Here is a 17,157-nt window from a genome sequence, read left to right as displayed (position 1 = left end):
TCTAGACTTAGCAACACAAGGTACAAAAAAGCGCACTTAGGTGTAATGCCGTTCACTTAAGGTGAGCGGCATTTTTCTTTCTGCTGTATCGCTGTGGTCTCTTCTTAACTGTTCGGGGGAAGTTGCGTTCTCGCCGTGGAGCCAGAATAAGATTCTCAGCCATTTTATGCAGGTATTTATACTGCCTTGGAATTGCGCCGGGCGTTGAATAAGGCAGACCGACCAGCAGCGACGTCACCTGAGCCAGTGCACCATTAAAACTAAGCTGGTAAGGCAGGTAGTTTCCTTTAAGGTTAAAGCACATCTGAACCATCTGGTATCGCACTAGATTGTAGGTCAGCAATACGCCCCACAGTTCCTGCTTCACTAATTCAGGAAGGCGACTGCGCAGGGTCAGACGGTTTCCCAGCATGTATTGTTTTTGCTCCCTGTAGCCCAGCTCAATCTCCCAGCGATGCCCATATAAGTCAGCGATATCAGCTGCAGGGTAACGCATGGCATCAGTCATTGACGTAAGCACTTCATAGGTTTTACCTTTGATTTTTCGGCTCACAATACGAGCGGTCAGGGTATCGGGTAATCCCGGCCATAACTTCCTAGAGCGAGGGTTACTGCTTAACATTACCAACTTGTCGTTGCGTCCCAAGGAGCGAATTTCTTGATATTGCAGGTTCTTTTTAACAGGAATAAGCCAGTGACGGTTTTCCCCTTCGAGCTGCCATTGATGTAATAGGCCCAGGGAGTAAAACCCTTTATCGAACAGGGTGACACTATTATCTGGGGTAGTTTCGATAAGCTGTTCGGCCAGCCTCATTTCGTTGACGGCGTAACTATCAAACGCGCTTCCCGTCATCAGGTGGGTACTTAGCTCCATCTGACAAACCATTCTTACTTGCGGGTAAAGAGAATCCTTTTGGCGTGAAAACGCGTCGGCATTTTCCGGCGAATCTTCGGTACGCCAGACGACACCATCAACGCCTAACAGCGTCAGCCCATTCCACTGAGGTAAGTTTGCCTGTCTGAGCCAGTGCGCCGTCATGTGCTGATACACCGCCTTTGCACCACTTTCCCCCAAGGTTTTACGACGCTGCGTTAACGCACTTTTCGCCACAAAAGGCTTACCCTCGCGATCAACAATATCGAGCTGGTTTACAACATCAGATATCGACTTGTCATTGTACAGCGCCATGCCTACAAGTAACCATACCAGTGATTCAAGCGACAACTTACGTTGGCGCAAGGTAACTGTATCAGACATCTGATAAGCTTGTTCAATCAACTCTAATGGAATGAGGTCAGACAGCGCTTTAGCTTGTGGCTGCTTAACAGTATTGATGATGTCTAAAGCTTGAGAAACGTCCATAAAAAAATCCGATATCAGTTACCTGATACCGGATTTTGAAGCCTTAAAAAGATCGGTCAACCGATCATTAAATTCTTAACTGATCGGCATTAGCACTTAGGTGCGCTTTTTTTATGCCTGCGATTTTAGGTCGGGAGTGAAGCCCCATTAAAAACACGCCGTGAAGCCATCCATGGCGGCTTCGCAGCAGCGTCCCTGCTGCTGAGAGTTTTTGATGGGGCTTCACTCCCTCCTTGAGCGGCATAGCAAAAAGTTTGAGGGGGAGAAGAAGTAACACGCCGTGAACCCATCCATGGGGGCTCCTACACCGCATCCATGCGGTGTAGGGTTTCAGAGGGCATACACTCACTCCCTTACTATGCGTAAAATAAGACTCTGTAGGAGAGGGGGGACGCCGTAAAACGAAAGCTTGTGATAGGTAGAAACACGCCGTAAAGCCATCCTACCTTTTGTGTCAGCGGCTCCGGCACCGCATTCATTTTATGGTTATGGCGGGATTTAGCGAGTACTTGTTTAACATAGATAAGGCTAGTGAGTAGCTTTAATCGAAAGTTGAGCTAAGCTTCGGTATTAATAAATCTGAAATTTATCATTGTCATGTCTTTCTTTCGTTAGTGCGAAGTGGCAAGCTTCAGTTTAGTGTTACATTAAGGTTGTATAAAGTAATGTCATTCGAGTCAGTCCTAAATGAATCAGAGTTCAGCACAATTATTTTGGAAAATCGTAGTGCCTACGAGCAAGATTTAAAAGCGTTTAACGAGCTACTTCAGGCTGACTATCTCTACTTGGGCGTCAAGAAAAAAGATAGCATTTCCGTACTCATAGGGCTGTCTCATCACTCACCGATTGCAGAAATAGAATATGAGCTTAAAGGCTCTCCTTGTGAAAGTGTTTTGTTAACTGGGCCATGTGGCTATGAGTCAAACGTTTGCGAGTATTTTCCCGCCGATAACACCCTTGAAGCGCTTGGGGCTCAAGGGTATTTGGGCGCAGGACTTATTAATGAAAGAAGTCGTGATATTGGTGTACTCGTCGCTATATTTAAAACGCCGAAAAAAGACATCACTGAGTGGCTACAAGTATTTTCACTTCAAGCGAAGCTGTTTTTTACGCAGCTTCAAAAGGATTTTTTTGCGATAAAAACAGCACGCAACTTGTCGCTTATTGATGAGATAAGTCGTATGTCGAAAACAGGGTCATGGGAGTTTTACCCTGAAACTGAAAAGTTGATATGGTCACCGGAAACCTATCGCATCCATGGCCTGCCAATAGATAGTGAGATCAATTTTCAAAAAGCTATCGACTTCATCGTCACTGATTATACAGCCGAAATTACACGTGCATTTGAAAATCTACGCAATAGTCAGCAGCCCTATGACATTCAGTGCCAAATCATTGATACATCTGGTTCAGTAAGGTGGGTAAGAGCTTCTGGTAAGGCTGAGTTTTATAAGAACGGCGCAGTTAAACGGCTGTTTGGTGCGTTTGAAGATATTACCGAATATAAAACGGCGCTGATTCTTAATGAAGATCGCGCCAAAAGAATTCAAAGTATATTAAACAACATTAATGACGCCGTATTTAGTATTGATGCAAAAGGCACCATTACACACTGTAACGACGTTGCACTTAAAATGTTTGGCTATACGCGAGGTGAGTTACTCGGTCACTCCGTTGAGATGTTAATGCCAGAGCCTTACGCCTCTAATCATGATTACTACATGCGTAATTATATGGAGTCGGGAGTAGGCAAAATTATCGGTGTGGGTCGTCAGCTTCCAGCTAAACGCAAAAACGGCGACATTTTTCAGATGGAACTATCATTAACTGAAAGCTGCGACTTAGGTGAGAGGGGCTTTATTGGGGTTATTAGAGATATCAGTGAACGTATAGAGGCGCAGGATACCATTTATAACCTTGCTTACACCGACCCGGTTACTCATCTTCGAAATCAGCAGTGGTTTCATCAGCGTTTTAAAGATTTGATGCTGCGCGCATCAATGAATCAAGAATACATACATATTCTGCTGCTAGATATCGACAACATGGCCCAAATCAACACTCGATTTGGCTTCGGTAATGGTAACTACGCCATAAGAAAAGTCGCTGAGCAGTTGCTTTTCGTTATCGGACACGACTATGAGATATTTAAGTATGGTGGCGATAGCTTTGTTGTGTTGTCGAAGAAAACCTACAGAAAAGAAGAACTCCACAAGTTTTATTCGAGCTTAGTGGAAAGTGCGCTGCTCAACCCTCGTCACTTCGATATTATGTTAAACTCCGTTAAATGGTCTCTAACCGCATCGCTGGGAAGTGCTGTTTTTAACCCACAAGGTCAAAGTTTCGAGTCGATTATTAATGTAATTGAACAAGCGGTTAAACGGGCTAAACGATCAGCACCTTTTGGGCTATGCCATATATCAGAAGAGGGTTTTAAAGAGTTTGATCGATACCTAGACATAAAATCTAAGCTTGAGCAGGCGATAGAACACGATGAATTGTCAATCGTGCTTCAGCCCCAAGTTACCCATGATGGAACTGTCTCTTCTTTCGAGGCTCTAGTGCGGTGGTACTCGAAAGAGTTTGGTCCGGTAAGCCCTGGCGAATTTATTCCTATTGCCGAAGAGAGCTATGCCATCTGCGAAATAGGTGACATCGTTTTACGAAAAGCGCTGAACGTAATTAGTAGCTTCATGAAGAACGGCTTAAATACCAGTATTGCGATCAATATCAGCGCTAGACAAATTGTTATGCCTGACTTTGTTAACACGCTTCTTTCTCGCGTAAATCAGTTTGGCATACCGCCTAATATGTTAATGCTAGAGCTAACTGAAACCGCTTTAGTCGTAGATATTGAATTGGTTAAAGAAACCATGCTTGAACTGGCGAAGTTCGGTTTTCGTTTTTCAATTGATGATTTTGGTACCGGTTATTCCAGTCTTGCATATCTCAAAGTGCTTCCTATCAGCGAACTCAAGATAGATAAATATTTTGTGGACGACATAGGAAAGGACTCTGACGGAAAAGCCGCGCAGATTGTTGACGCTATTATTGAAATGGCAAGAGCGCTTAACGTTTCCTGCATTGCCGAAGGTGTAGAAAGCGAAGAGCAGTTAAACTATCTGAAAGCTAAAGGCTGTGAAAAATTCCAAGGCTATTACTTCTCAAGGCCAGAACCACAAGCGCATTGGGAAGGCCTTCAAAAAAATACAAAGCTTCCCTAATGTTAAAACAACGCCTGCAAATAGCGTTTATCGTATTGCTTAGTCTTAAGCGTGTTTTTACCGCTTTTTGTCGCTTTAACAGAAAGCATTCTTGCTAGTTTGCTGATCTCGTGCTGTTATAATATAACAATACCAAGCGATGATATTTACATTTAGCGCAGTAAGAGATTTTTATGATTACACGACGTCAATTTTTAGTAGGCTCTTTGGCATTTGGTGGCCTAGCGACCAGTGCTTTTGGTAAGAAAATAAATTTGGCGTCTATGCCGATTAGTGAAGGCTATGGTGCACTAGTCGCCGACCCTCAAAAGCTGCTCGATTTACCTAAAGGCTTTAGCTATAAGGTTATATCAAGCCTTGGAAATAGCATGTCTGATGGTATGCATGTACCTGACAGAGCGGACGGTATGGGTTGTTTGCCTGTAGAAGGCAGTAGCGACAAAGTGGCGCTTATACGTAACCACGAACTGCACCCTAAACATTTAAGTGCTCAGCCACAGTCTATTCAAAAGCATACCAGCGAGTTGGCCTACGACAACTATCATAGTGGGGTTGCTTTACCAGGCGGCACCACAACCATGGTGTATAACCTTACCACCAAAACGGTAGAGCGAGAGTTTATCAGTCTTGTTGGAACGGTAAGAAACTGCTCGGGCGGCATTACGCCTTGGGGCACGTGGCTAACGTGTGAAGAGTCCGTAGACCGACCTCATGGCCCGAACGGTGATGTGGTAAACAAAGATCACGGCTACATTTTTGAAGTACCCGCAAACGCTGACTCACTCATTGAAGCTAAACCGCTTAAAGCAATGGGTCGTTTTAATCATGAAGCGACATGTGTCGACCCCAAAACCGGTATTGTTTACCTGACTGAAGATCAGGGTGACAGCTTGCTATATCGCTTTGTACCTAACGAGTACGCTAACTTGGCAGCTGGCGGCCAGTTAGAAGCCCTGGTAGTAAAAAACAAACCTCAGTTTGATACACGTAACTGGAGTTCCACAACTATGCCATTGGCGACGTGGTTCGACGTTGAGTGGATAGCATTAGACAACCCGGAAAGTCCGAACGATGACTTACGGGCTAGAGGGTACAAGAAAGGTGCGGCCTTATTCGCTCGCGGTGAAGGTATACATTGGGGTGAAGATGAGCTTTATTTTTGCTGTACTAATGGCGGCCAAAAGCAGCTCGGTCAAGTAATGAAACTTGTTCCTTCTACTGATGGTAAACAAGACAAGCTTCAGCTATTTTTAGAAAGCGAAGACAAGAACTTATATAACTTCGGCGATAACTTAACCGTATGTCCAAACGGGCATCTATTGGTGTGCGAAGACCAATATACCGACATTGTTGATAATCACTTACGCGGTGTTACACCAAATGGAGAAGTGTATAACTTTGCAAAGCTCCATGCGCAAACTGAACTTGCCGGCGCGTGTTTCTCGCCTGACGGCAATACGCTTTTCGTGAATATTTACTCTCCAACGAAGACCTTAGCTATAACCGGGCCATGGCTCGAAGGTTAGAGAGCAGATATTAAGGGTTATCTAGTAAACTGGCGTCATTTATTTTTATTACTTTAAAACGGCGCCGTTATCCCCCCAGTGTGAACTGCAAATTTCTATCAACCTTTCTTTCGTCACGCACTATTTACCTACTTTCATACCTTTTCTCGATTAGCTAGTATCTTTACAATCCAATAAATTGATTATTTGAATCGTTTTAACCCGTTTTAATAGTTTTGTTCAATTAATGATAATGCTCTCAACTTAAGAAGGAGAGCCAAATGAGCGCACTATTAAAAAAGCTAACAACGGCGAATAGCCACCGTGTTTCCTCCACAACTAATCAACCCATTCGAACGCAATGCAATTACGCTGATAACTATTATGGCGACCAAGTTTGCGTAGAAGTCAAAGCCCCTAAACCTCGTACCAACCTTCATGTGGGAGTACAGCTGTGAGAACCTCAATGAAATCAACGTTAACTAAGTTTGTCCTAGGCGGCGTAGCTGCCAGTATGCTTACCTTAGGCGTAAGCGCCGATACACTAACACGTCAAAATGGTGCCCCCGTAGGCGATAATCAAAACTCGCAAACAGCAGGCCCATGGGGACCGGTTTTACTACAAGATTCGCACCTCATTGAAAAGCTAGCGGCATTTGACCGCGAGCGTATTCCTGAGCGCGTTGTTCACGCACGTGGTACAGGCGTTTATGGGTATTATGAAAACCTGGTCGACCTGTCAGATGAAACACTGGCTGCGCCGTTTCAATCAGCGGGTAAAAAGACCGACGTTTTTGTTCGTTTTTCATCGGTAGTACATGGCCATTTGTCTCCAGAGACATTGCGCGACCCGCGTGGCTTTGCAGTGAAGTTTTACACTGAGCAAGGTAACTGGGATCTCGTCGGTAACAATTTCCCCGTCTTCTTTATTCGCGATGCAATTAAGTTCCCAGACATGGTGCATGCATTTAAACCATCGCCGGTAACGAACAAGCAAGAGCCTAAACGTATTTTTGATTTCTTCTCGCACGTACCAGAGTCAACGCACACGTTAACTATGCTTTTCTCTGACTACGGCACACCGGCAAGCTATCTAAATATGGATGGTTCAGGTGTACATGCTTTCAAGTTTGTTGATGAAGAAGGTAATTACAAGTACGTGAAGTTCACGTGGAAGTCGAACCAGCCAATAAAGAACTTTACTAATGAAGAAGCCATGAAAGTGCAGGGAATGGATATGCAGCCGCATACTACCGACATCTACACGCGAATTGGTGAAAAAGGTGAAACAGCGTCTTGGGATCTTTATTTACAAGAGCTAGAGCCAGAGCAATTGGATGACTTTGAGTTTAACCCACTTGATACCACTAAGATTTGGCCTGAATCGCTAGTGCCGGCTAAAAAGATTGGTCGCCTAGTGCTTAATCGTGTACCAGATAACTTCTTTGAAGAAACTGAACAAGCGGCATTTGCACCGAGCAATCTAATTCCTGGTATTGAGCCGTCAGAAGACAGAATGCTTCAAGGTCGTTTGTTCTCGTATGCTGATACACAGCGCTATCGCCTAGGTGTAAACGCGTACCGCATTCCGGTTAATTCACCTAAAAATGCGGTTATTAATAACCACGAACAGCATGGTCAGCTTCGAACGACTAGCACTGCGCGCGACGTGAATTATCAGCCAAGTCGACGTCTTGATCTTAACGAAGATCCAGCGTTCCGTTACTCAAGCAAACCGCTTGCAGGTATGACGCAACAAATTCCGTTCTACAAAGAGCAGAACTTTAAACAAGCAGGGGAGTTTTTCAGAAAACTAACTAAAGAAGGCCAGCAAAACCTGATTAATAACTTAGGTGGAGCACTGGCATCGGTGCCTGAAGAAGAAATCCGCGTCATTATTAGTGCTTATATGTACAACGCTGATAAAGACTACGGTGCAGGTGTAGCAAAATTAGCGAAAGCACCAATGTCTAAAGTTCGTCAAACGGCGAAAGACTTAATGGAACAGCAAGCTGCACGTGCCGCTAAAGCAAAGCAAGTTGCTGAAAGCCTAACCGCGCTAATGCAATAAGCTAAGTAGCAATAGGGTTGGGAGTTACATCACAGTGTTGAGTAACTCCCATTTTTCTCAAACAATTCTTCTTTAACAATCTTTCTGTAACAGCTTTACTGAAAACAGTTTTGTAGTAACCAAATTTAGATTTACCAGTAAGGGGGCACAATGTCTTTTTTAAAGCAAACACTTACGGCAGCACTGTTCGTCGTTGCCACCTTCACCAGTTTTTATACTAGTGCGGTAAGTGACGCAACCACTCAAGCTGATACTCAACAAAGTGCAACTAGGCCTAATATGGAGACCTTGAAAGCACGTTATTTTGATGCAGCGCGGGAAGGTGATAGCGCCATGCTGAGTGCGTTTTATCAAGCCGGTTTAGATGTTAATGTGGCCGATGAAAAAGGCTACACCGCACTTATTCTTGCGGCGTACCATGGGCATACCGACACCGTGAACTTTCTTATCAGCGAAGCTAATGCCAACCCATGTCAAGAAGACAACCGCGGAAACACCGCACTTATGGGGGCCATATTTAAAGGTCACGTCAGTGTAGCTAAGCAATTGGTTTTTGCCGATTGCGATATAGATGAAGAAAACGAGCAAGGCCAAACGGCGTTAATGTTCGCAAGCCTTTTTGATAGACAAGAAATTATCAATACGCTTATCGATAAAGGGGCTAACCCAGCTCACATGGATAAAGCGGGTAATTCGGTAGCGGATATCGCTCTTTCGCAAGGTAATTACGAACTAGCAAAAGTACTACGCGAACAAAACGCTAATTAAACCACGTCATATTAGATAGCATTGAATACAACTAGGGGGAACTCCCTATTTGTATTCAATGCATTAAGTTCAATACTAAACCCATAAGAATTTAGAAGTGGATTTACTATGAAATCATTAATTGCCGCTGTGTTCGTTCTGTTTTCTATGCCTTCTTTCGCTGGCGTAATTACCTATGATTTCACACGATTGGTGTTAGGTGACGAATCTGACCAAACCAGCTTAATTGGGCAAATCACCTTTGATGAAAACGAAACCCAGTTCAATGTGGATACATTGCTATCGTTTTTCTTTCAGTTAAAGTTCGATAACGTCTCTTACAACATATTAAAAGAAGACATTGCTGAATTTGCAGTAGTTGATTTAAATGATAGTGTGTTTGGTGATGAAAGCGGTGAAGGATTTGAGTTCTACATTGAAGATTCAAGCGTTCCCTACGAATTCACTATTAGCTCAGGTTTAGCCGGTGTAGGCGAAACAGACACCTGTGTTTTCTTTGACGGTGGCGACCGCTGTGCGGGTGGCTTGTTTCAAGTAGTTAAAACTGTTGAATCTAATAATGGCTCAACACACGTGAGTGAACCAGCTTCTTTTGCTACTGCAATGCTAGTTTTGTTTGCGTTTACTTCTTTCAGAAAGCGCAAACAGTAAGATTTTTTTGTTTCGAGTGAGTGGTTTATTTCCTGTACCACGTTCGTTCCCTCCAACTTGGCGATGTCTTTCGATAGTTGGTGTTTTTAGCCCTCCTTTTGTGAGGGCTTTTTTCTTTTTAAGTTTCTGTTTTTTCAACGCTTTTATAAATCACATCGAATAGGGGGAACTCCCCATAGTTTTGCTTCTTTGGTTGTTAAATACTCAATGGGTACTCAAAGAGAGGTGTATTATGAAGTTCCTTAATAACAAAACAGTATTATCAGTAGCTATTGCTTGTGCCCTACCAGCGAGCATGGTGAATGCAAAAACTTTCGATAAAACATTGGCTGATGCGCTTGCTGCTTCGCCACTAGAACTACAACAAGTAATTGTTACATTTGAAGGTAAGGGACCTGCCACAACAGAACAAATTACAGCACTTGAATCGTTAGGTATCACTGGCGGTGTTAGCCTTCGCAACGTGCCTATTGTTGGTGTGCTAGCGAACAAACAGCAAGTTGAAGCACTTTATCAGCGCGATGACGTGGTGTCAGTGTGGAACAACGACCCACTAGAACTAGAAAACCATGAGTCTACCCAAATTACGGGTGTACAGGCACTACAAGCTGACCGCGATATTCGCATTAACGGCATGCCAGTATCAGGTAAAGGCATTGGTGTTGTGGTAAATGACTCGGGTGTTGACGGTACACACAGCGATTTAGCGTTTCCTGATCACGTTGTTCAAAACGTTCTAGCGCAGGTTAACTTGAATAGCTACAGCGGCATTTTACCGATTACATACCAAGAAAATGTATCTAACACCGATATTCTAGGCGGTCACGGAACGCACGTAGCTGGCACAGTAGGCGGTAACGGCGCCAAGAGTGGTGGATTGCACGCCGGTGTAGCTCCTGGCGCAGACATCATTGGTTATGGTTCGGGCGCAGGTCTATTTATTTTAGATACGATCGGTGGCTTCGACTACGCGTTAACACACCAGTTCGATTACAACATTCGTGTTATTTCTAACTCGTTCGGTAACACTGGCGATGTAGGTACAGAATTTAATCCAGATGATCCAACAAACGTTGTGACTAAAGCACTGGCAGACAACGGTATTATTACCGTGTTCTCGGCAGGTAACTCAGGTCCTGGCGAATCGACAATTACCGGTAACTTCAAAAAAGCACCTTGGGTAATTACAGTGGCTGCGGGCAACAAGCAGGGCGAGCTAGCTGACTTTAGTTCTCGCGGTGTCGACGGAAAAGGTGGTCAAGCGGTCGTTGATGGTGAAGTGTTCACGTGGGAAGACCGTCCTACCGTAACAGCGCCAGGTGTAGACGTTATTTCTGCTCGTGCATCACTGTCTAGCTTAGGCGGTTTAAGTGCAGCTGACGACGCGGAAATGATTGAGCCACAACACCTACCGTTTTATACCGTATCTAGCGGCACATCAATGGCTGCGCCGCATGTGTCTGGTATTGTTGCACTCATGCTAGAAGCGAATCCAAACCTTCAGTGGGAAGACGTAAAGCGTATTCTTCAGGAAACCGCAACACCAATGGCTGGTATGGACGAGTGGGAAGTGGGCGCTGGTTATGTTAACGCTTATGCTGCGGTAACTGCAGTGCTTAACGGTGAAGAAGTATTTGGCGATACCGTGAAGAAAAATCGCGAGTTTAACGCATTTGCTAATGTTGCTGAAGGCGATAGCTTTACGCTACCTACGACTTACCTACCCGTTGGTGAGTCACCTGTAGAAGAGTTTGAAGTAACGTCTGACGTATCTATGGTGGTGGCGAGCGCGTCAATCGAAACGGCAACAGCGTTCGTACTAGAAGACCCAGCAGGTAACCGTTACGGCTCTGGCATTGGCCTACCTGTTTTAGGCTCTTCTGTTGGCACAGCTGCACCAGGTATGCCGGGTACATGGAAACTATACAGCCGCGGTATTGGCAGTATTAGTGGTGTGTCAGTTGACCCACTAGGTGTTACAAACGGTGTGGGCATTCCTGGCACTAACGATGTGAATATTCGCTTGTTAGTCACATCAGGTTATACCGGTATTGACGATGCACAAGGCCATCCAGCTAAAGCATTCATTGAATACGTTGTTGCCAATGAGCTAATGGATGCAAAAGAAAGCGGGTTTGCGCCAGACGCTCCACTAACTCGTGTTGAGCTTGCTGATACGCTGGCGCTTAGTGCAAACCTTCGTCAAACCAACGACGGCAACACAGTTAACTATACCGATGTAAGTGCTGAGCATGCTGCAGCGGTAAACTCTGCCACAGCGACTGGGGCAGTGTTGGGAGATTTAGAGATGAATACGCAGCCCGTAATGCAAGTTGACGATGACTTTTTTGGTAGCAACATGCAGGTGAGCAAAGAAGAAATGGCGTACTCTATGGTTCAAGCATTAGGTCTTGAAGATGCCGCGAACAGCTTTGACTCTGAAAAGGTTATCGCTATTGTGCTTGGTGAAGCGGTGGAAGTTGAAGATACTGATGCAATTGCGCCTGAGTATCGCGGCTATGTTCAACAGGCACTGGCTGCAGGGCTAATGCAGGTGGAAGTAAAAGTAGAGCAAGGTCCATTTGACCTACAGCCTACGCTTAAAGCCTTCTTTAACCCACAAAATGGGGTATCTAGAGGCGAAGCCGCGTTTATCCTAACGCAATACGCAGAACTTTAGTCCTTTGAGGCGAGGGCCGGTTGTAACATTCAAAACACGCGGTAAACCCATCCATGGGCGCTCCACAGCAGCATCCCTGCTGCTGAGGGTTTTGAATGCCACAACCGGCCCTCGCACACTTTTTAGAGAGGGGGGGGCTGAAGCAAGGCCCCTCTTTTTAGTTTTAATGTAAAAAAGTCCAATGGAGCAGTGTTCAATCTAATGGAGCTCACTTGTGGAGAATCCTCTGGAGCAAGTGTACTGCTACGGGTTTTGAATGTTACAACCGGCCCTCGCACACTTTTTAGAGAGGGGTGGCTGAAGCAAGACCCCTCTTTTTTGTTTAGCGCGTTAAATACTGCAACCAGCATTCGCTGAATATGGAATTTGGGAGGAGGGGGAAATGGAAAAGAGTTCTACGCTGAGAATAAACCCCAACTACTCTAATAAACCTGCTTTTCCTGCCATTCTGATAAGTTCTGCCGAACTGCTTAAATTAAGCTTCTTATAAATATTACTGCGGTGATTTTCTGCAGTTTTAAGGCTCATATCTAAGAGCTCAGCAATCTTCTTACTGGTGTTGCCTGCAGCAACTAAGAAAAAAACTTCTCGCTCTCTTCTAGTTAATACGCTCAGCGGCGATACGTGTTTTTGACATTGATCGCTAGATGACCGGGTTAGTTCATCGGGAAAACAGGTTTTGTTTGCGGCCACTTTCTTGATGGCTTCAACCAGGCTTTCACCGGAAGATTCTTTTAATATGTAGCCTTTTGCGCCAGCATCGCGCATGGCTTCAATGTATTCCACTTCGTTGTGCATAGACAACACAAGAATTTTCGCGTCGCTGCGCTGGGACAAAATTTTATCAATCGCCACTAGCCCGCTCATACGTGGCATCGAAATGTCCATTAAAATAACATCTGGCGAGAGCTTTAACACAGCAGCAATTAGCGCGACACCATCGTCGCATTCTCCCACTACGCTGATATCTGGGTTAGCATTTAGCATTTGAGATACGCCCTGACGCATAAGCACATGGTCATCGGCTAGCACTACACGAATTGTCATACGGGTACCGTTACTGTTGTTCTGGTGCCTTGCCCTACTGCAGAGTCTATTTCCAGTGTCGCATTGAAGGCTTCTGCTCTGTCGCGAATACTAGAAAGGCCAATGCCGGGCTCTATGGCTTTACTATCAAACCCTACACCATTATCAAGAATATCCAAACGAATAACGTGATGATGGTAAGAAATTGATAAGGTAAGGTTGGTGGCCTCACTGTGTTTTATAGCATTAACCAGCGTTTCTTGCGCAATTCTAAATAATAATGTGCTTATGTCTTTGGGCAGATCAGGCGGTACGGTTATTTCGGTGTGATATTCAATATCTTCACCACTAAGCAAATTTCTACAAAGCCAGTTAAGTGCTGGTTTAAGACCTAAGTCATCAAGGATTGTTGGGCTCATTAGCCGCGATAATTGTCTGACATCATTTAACGCCATTTCAGCGATGCCGTGTAGTGCTTCAAGCTCAGGCGAAGAGGTTGATAATGCTTGCAGTCTTCGTGTCAGCCCTGTGAGCAGCTGACCAATCCCATCATGTAATTCACGAGAAAGCTTCGCTTTTTCTGATTCTTGTTGAGCCCACAATCGTTTTGCGAGCTGTTGCAAAACCTCCTGGTCGGCATCTAAACGAGCCTGAAGTGTCGCCTGTAACGCTTTAATGTTCTCTATCTCGGTGGCTAAGTCAGTCAAAATAGGCGTTCCTGTAGTCTCCAACCTGTTGCTCAGGTAATTGAGATAGCCATTTGGATGTTAAGTCATCCACCGTGTCTTCTTTACCCGGTATGGCGCGATAGTAAAGGTGGTTCCGCCAGTAGGTAGGATATAACGCTAATTTTTGCTTTAACTTTTCGATGGACTCTTCTTCACCTAGCGATGCCTTTATGTATAGCCACTGCAGGTAAGGCTGGTAGTAGGTTGGTTTAATGAGCGAGCCAAGCTTCTCCATGGCGCTGCTATTCTCATTCAAAGAAAGTCGCTGCTGCATGTCGAGCAGAATTTTAATTTCAGTGATGACCGGCACGTTGGTTTTATCGACAAGTGTAGTGTAGATCTCGTCACGTTCGTTATTTATTGTGCCTTTATAATGCTTCAATCCCAATGTTAACCATTGATAAACGGCAAATTGCTCGTGGCGCTCTTCGCTAATGGTAGGCGTAACGGTTTCAAGACTGTTTTCTAGGCATAACCAGTTTGCGGTAAGTAAACACATCTCTCCCTGCCATAGTAATACCTCGGTTTTTGCTCTGGCATCTTCAGAAGCCAAAGCTAAGCGCCTTGCGTCAGCGGCGTGCTGCGTGGCTTCGGTCAAGTTTCCATTTGCAAAGTTTAAGTAGCTGAATAGCAGGTGGTTTATCATTCTCTCTTGGTTATGCTGATTTCCAAGTTTTTTGTCTACGGTACTTAAATATTGAGAAGCAGTATTTTTGTCCCCTTTTACCAAACTCAACTGTGCAAGGTTTTGATGGGTTCGAAGTAAGTGAGACTCGTCCCCATTTCTTTCAAATAGCATTTTCGCCTGCTGCCAGTAAATCTCGGCAAGAGAGATATCTCCAATTAGAAAATGCATATAGGCCACATTGCTCATACTTTGCGGCTGAAGCACTTTGTCATCGGTTTGTACACGAATATCAAGACCGCGTTTGTAGTACTCTAACGCCCTTGCGAACTGGCCTCGTTCTTCAAACATAAAACCTAGTGTATCGTTTACATGGGCTTCTTGTGCCAAGTCACCTAAATCGTGGAGTAGTTTTACCGCTTCTTCTAATGACGCCTCTGCGGTGGCGTAGTCGCCTGTTAGAGAGGTGGCAATGGCAAGGTTGGCTAATGTTTTAGCCCGCTGAGAAGGCTGCGTTTTTGCATCACGCAATGCTAGTGCGTCTTCAAAATACTGCGCTGCAGCCACATTGTCAGCTGTACGTAAGTAAGCAATACCAAAAGCGTTAAGTACTAAACTCTCACCTTGGGGATTCTTTGCTTGGCGAAACGCTACGAGTGCACGAGTTAAGGAGTCGCTGGTGGCAGTTTCAATGTCTCCATTAATTATTTGCAGACGAGCAAGTTCAAACCAAAGCTGTCCATTATTGGGGCGAAGGGCTAAAGCAGCTTTGTAGTCGGACATTGCTTTGGCATCTTCGCCAGCCCACTGATATATGTCTGCACGCATCGACAGCAAGTCTGGTCTGTCAGGGAACTGAGAAACAAGCGCATCTATTGATTGTTGAGCAAGAGACAGATCTTCGTTTAGCTCTGCTCTTAGTAGCTCGCCTTGTAAACGCCAATACACTGCCAAATCAGAGAGTTGGAATAAAGTTTCTAGCGCTTGCCTGGCACCGTCATAATCGCCCGTATTTAAATCGTTTCGAGCCTTTGCCACCCATCCACCCGGATAGTCCGGTGTGGTCGCTATAATCGCCTCAACGGTGTCTGCGCTATTTAGCGCTTCTCCCTTTTGCCAAGCGGTATCCAAGGCATCGAGGTAGCGTAAGTCAGGAAGTGGTTGAGGCGATTGCGTTTCGATAGCGTCAAATAACGATTGAATAAGCTTGTTGGCAAACACACTTAAATCATCGGACAGGGTGTTTGCATTTACATTATGAGACACGGTAAATATAGGTTCGTTAGCGGGCATACTAAGAACACTGGCGTGAAGTAAGTAACTATCGCTACTAGTAGGCGTAGCATCAAGTAATAATACGCTGTTTACTGACGTGGAAGCCGCTAAGTCTACTCTGTCATTGTCGTTATTAAATGGGGATAACGCTAAGTTTGACACCAATGTTTGGGTTTGCGCTTTATCATCTAACACAATGTGAGGGTGAGTAGACAGGGGGTAGCGCAGCAACGTGTTTATCGTATCTAAAAGTGGATATTGAGGGTCATTGAGTACGAGTAGCTGAATAGGAGTGTCAGAGGGCAGTCTGGTTTGCGTTTTTTGATACCCAGAGTAAGAAAAAATACTGGCGCTAATAACAAGTACCAATATGGCAATGGCGGAAAAGGTGACAAGGGTTTTGTAAGTTACATTAGCACTGCCATTATCGCCTGATGAGCTGATGTTAAGCGCCTGCTCCAAAGAGAGTCTCTTCGCGGGTAAATGGTGTGTTAACTGATCAATACAAGCTTTACGTTTTTTCGTCCACAGGAAATGAGAAAAGCCGAGTCCTTCCTTTTGGACACAGCCCAGCATATCTTCTAACACTCTTCCTAAGCTGTAGGTGTCAGAGTGCTCGCTCGCTTTTCCTGTTTGGATGACTTCAGGAGCGGTATAGCGTTGGTGCCCGCTCGTTTGAGCGCCAGAGGCGGCGCTTTGACCAATACCGAAGTCAATAAGCTTAATGTCTGCGTTGTGGTCAATAAGAATATTGTCGGGCTTTATGTCGCCATGCTTTATACCAACAGCTTTACAAGCGAGTAAGGCTTCGATGAGTTGTTCTTGCCATTTATCAAATTCTGCTTTGCAAACTGGTTGTTGAAGGCGCAAATAAAGGGGCTCACCTTCAATAAACGCCATTGTAAAAAAGGCGGTATCTCCATCAGAGAAAACGTCATGAACGCGGATGATGTTGGGGTGTTGTAGTTGCCTCGCAATGTTAACTTCATTGCGGATGGTTTGCATTTTTACCGGGTCGCTGGCTCCACCTTCTATTACTTTAAGCGCGACTTTTACATCAAGTAATTCGTCAATAGCGCTATAAACACAAGCTTGAGCGCCTGCGCCTAATCGCTCAATAATACGAAAACGGTTGGCTAAGCGTGAATTTGGCGCAATATTTGGCCCTAAAGCTAAAGCTTCAGTTTTAAGGGAATTGTTTTGCGACGAGAATACATCTGGCCTGTTCAAAGCCTTCTCCA

11 protein-coding genes are annotated in these 17,157 nt (G+C 44.8%); 7 read left to right on the top strand and 4 right to left on the bottom strand.

The features are described 5' to 3' along the window. Positions 1–52: 52 nt before the first annotated feature. Positions 53–1,363, bottom strand: coding sequence for an IS4 family transposase (locus RJ41_RS01575; protein ID WP_039216422.1), 1,311 nt, complete (start codon positions 1,361–1,363; stop codon positions 53–55). Positions 1,364–2,028: 665 nt separating this feature from the next. On the opposite strand from RJ41_RS01575, the gene RJ41_RS01565 reads away from it, so the two are divergent. From RJ41_RS01565 to RJ41_RS01540, 7 genes are all read left to right on the top strand, one after another. Continuing rightward, a complete protein-coding gene (locus RJ41_RS01565; protein ID WP_039216420.1) occupies positions 2,029–4,587 on the top strand; it encodes a sensor domain-containing protein in 2,559 nt (852 codons plus the stop codon). 173 nt (positions 4,588–4,760) lie between these two features. Next, positions 4,761–6,113 (top strand): alkaline phosphatase PhoX, encoded by a 1,353-nt coding sequence (locus tag RJ41_RS01560; protein ID WP_039216419.1) that lies wholly within the window; start codon positions 4,761–4,763, stop codon positions 6,111–6,113. Positions 6,114–6,373: 260 nt separating this feature from the next. After that, positions 6,374–6,550: a hypothetical protein gene (locus RJ41_RS19025; protein WP_155279885.1), complete on the top strand. Its 177-nt coding sequence runs from the start codon at positions 6,374–6,376 to the stop codon at positions 6,548–6,550. Beyond that, a complete protein-coding gene (locus RJ41_RS01555) occupies positions 6,547–8,163 on the top strand; it encodes a catalase (protein WP_276203212.1) in 1,617 nt (538 codons plus the stop codon). The genes RJ41_RS19025 and RJ41_RS01555 overlap by 4 nt, the downstream gene beginning before the upstream one ends. A 150-nt stretch (positions 8,164–8,313) precedes the next feature. Continuing rightward, entirely contained in the window at positions 8,314–8,931 is a 618-nt protein-coding gene (locus RJ41_RS01550) for an ankyrin repeat domain-containing protein (protein WP_014950839.1), read from the top strand. A gap of 108 nt (positions 8,932–9,039) precedes the next feature. Continuing rightward, the gene (locus RJ41_RS01545) at positions 9,040–9,582 is read left to right on the top strand and encodes a hypothetical protein (RefSeq protein WP_039216417.1); all 543 of its coding nucleotides are present in this window, start codon (positions 9,040–9,042) and stop codon (positions 9,580–9,582) included. Between the two features lie 232 nt (positions 9,583–9,814). Next, positions 9,815–12,262: a S8 family serine peptidase gene (locus RJ41_RS01540; RefSeq protein ID WP_039216416.1), complete on the top strand. Its 2,448-nt coding sequence runs from the start codon at positions 9,815–9,817 to the stop codon at positions 12,260–12,262. A gap of 417 nt (positions 12,263–12,679) precedes the next feature. Here the strand turns inward: RJ41_RS01540 and RJ41_RS01535 are convergent, their stop codons facing one another. From RJ41_RS01535 to RJ41_RS01525, 3 genes are read right to left on the bottom strand one after another with little or no spacing between them, the layout of a single operon-like run. Next, a complete protein-coding gene (locus tag RJ41_RS01535) occupies positions 12,680–13,309 on the bottom strand; it encodes a response regulator (protein WP_039216415.1) in 630 nt (209 codons plus the stop codon). Continuing rightward, positions 13,306–13,995, bottom strand: coding sequence for a sensor histidine kinase (locus RJ41_RS01530; protein WP_014950835.1), 690 nt, complete (start codon positions 13,993–13,995; stop codon positions 13,306–13,308). Before RJ41_RS01530 ends, RJ41_RS01535 begins: the two co-directional genes overlap by 4 nt. After that, positions 13,988–17,146 (bottom strand): serine/threonine-protein kinase, encoded by a 3,159-nt coding sequence (locus RJ41_RS01525; protein WP_039216414.1) that lies wholly within the window; start codon positions 17,144–17,146, stop codon positions 13,988–13,990. The genes RJ41_RS01530 and RJ41_RS01525 overlap by 8 nt, the downstream gene beginning before the upstream one ends. Between the last annotated feature and the right edge of the window lie 11 nt (positions 17,147–17,157).

The sequence above is a fragment of the Alteromonas marina genome (genome assembly GCF_000808575.1).
GTDB classification, from domain to species: Bacteria; Pseudomonadota; Gammaproteobacteria; order Enterobacterales; family Alteromonadaceae; genus Alteromonas; species Alteromonas marina_A.
This window is presented reverse-complemented; position numbering and strand designations above follow the sequence as displayed.

Coding starts and splice junctions, on each gene's coding strand:
- RJ41_RS01575 (WP_039216422.1), bottom strand. CDS start 1,363: ATGGACGTTTCTCAAGCTTTAGACATCATCAATACTGTTAAGCAGCCA.
- RJ41_RS01565 (WP_039216420.1), top strand. CDS start 2,029: ATGTCATTCGAGTCAGTCCTAAATGAATCAGAGTTCAGCACAATTATT.
- RJ41_RS01560 (WP_039216419.1), top strand. CDS start 4,761: ATGATTACACGACGTCAATTTTTAGTAGGCTCTTTGGCATTTGGTGGC.
- RJ41_RS19025 (WP_155279885.1), top strand. CDS start 6,374: ATGAGCGCACTATTAAAAAAGCTAACAACGGCGAATAGCCACCGTGTT.
- RJ41_RS01550 (WP_014950839.1), top strand. CDS start 8,314: ATGTCTTTTTTAAAGCAAACACTTACGGCAGCACTGTTCGTCGTTGCC.
- RJ41_RS01545 (WP_039216417.1), top strand. CDS start 9,040: ATGAAATCATTAATTGCCGCTGTGTTCGTTCTGTTTTCTATGCCTTCT.
- RJ41_RS01540 (WP_039216416.1), top strand. CDS start 9,815: ATGAAGTTCCTTAATAACAAAACAGTATTATCAGTAGCTATTGCTTGT.
- RJ41_RS01535 (WP_039216415.1), bottom strand. CDS start 13,309: ATGACAATTCGTGTAGTGCTAGCCGATGACCATGTGCTTATGCGTCAG.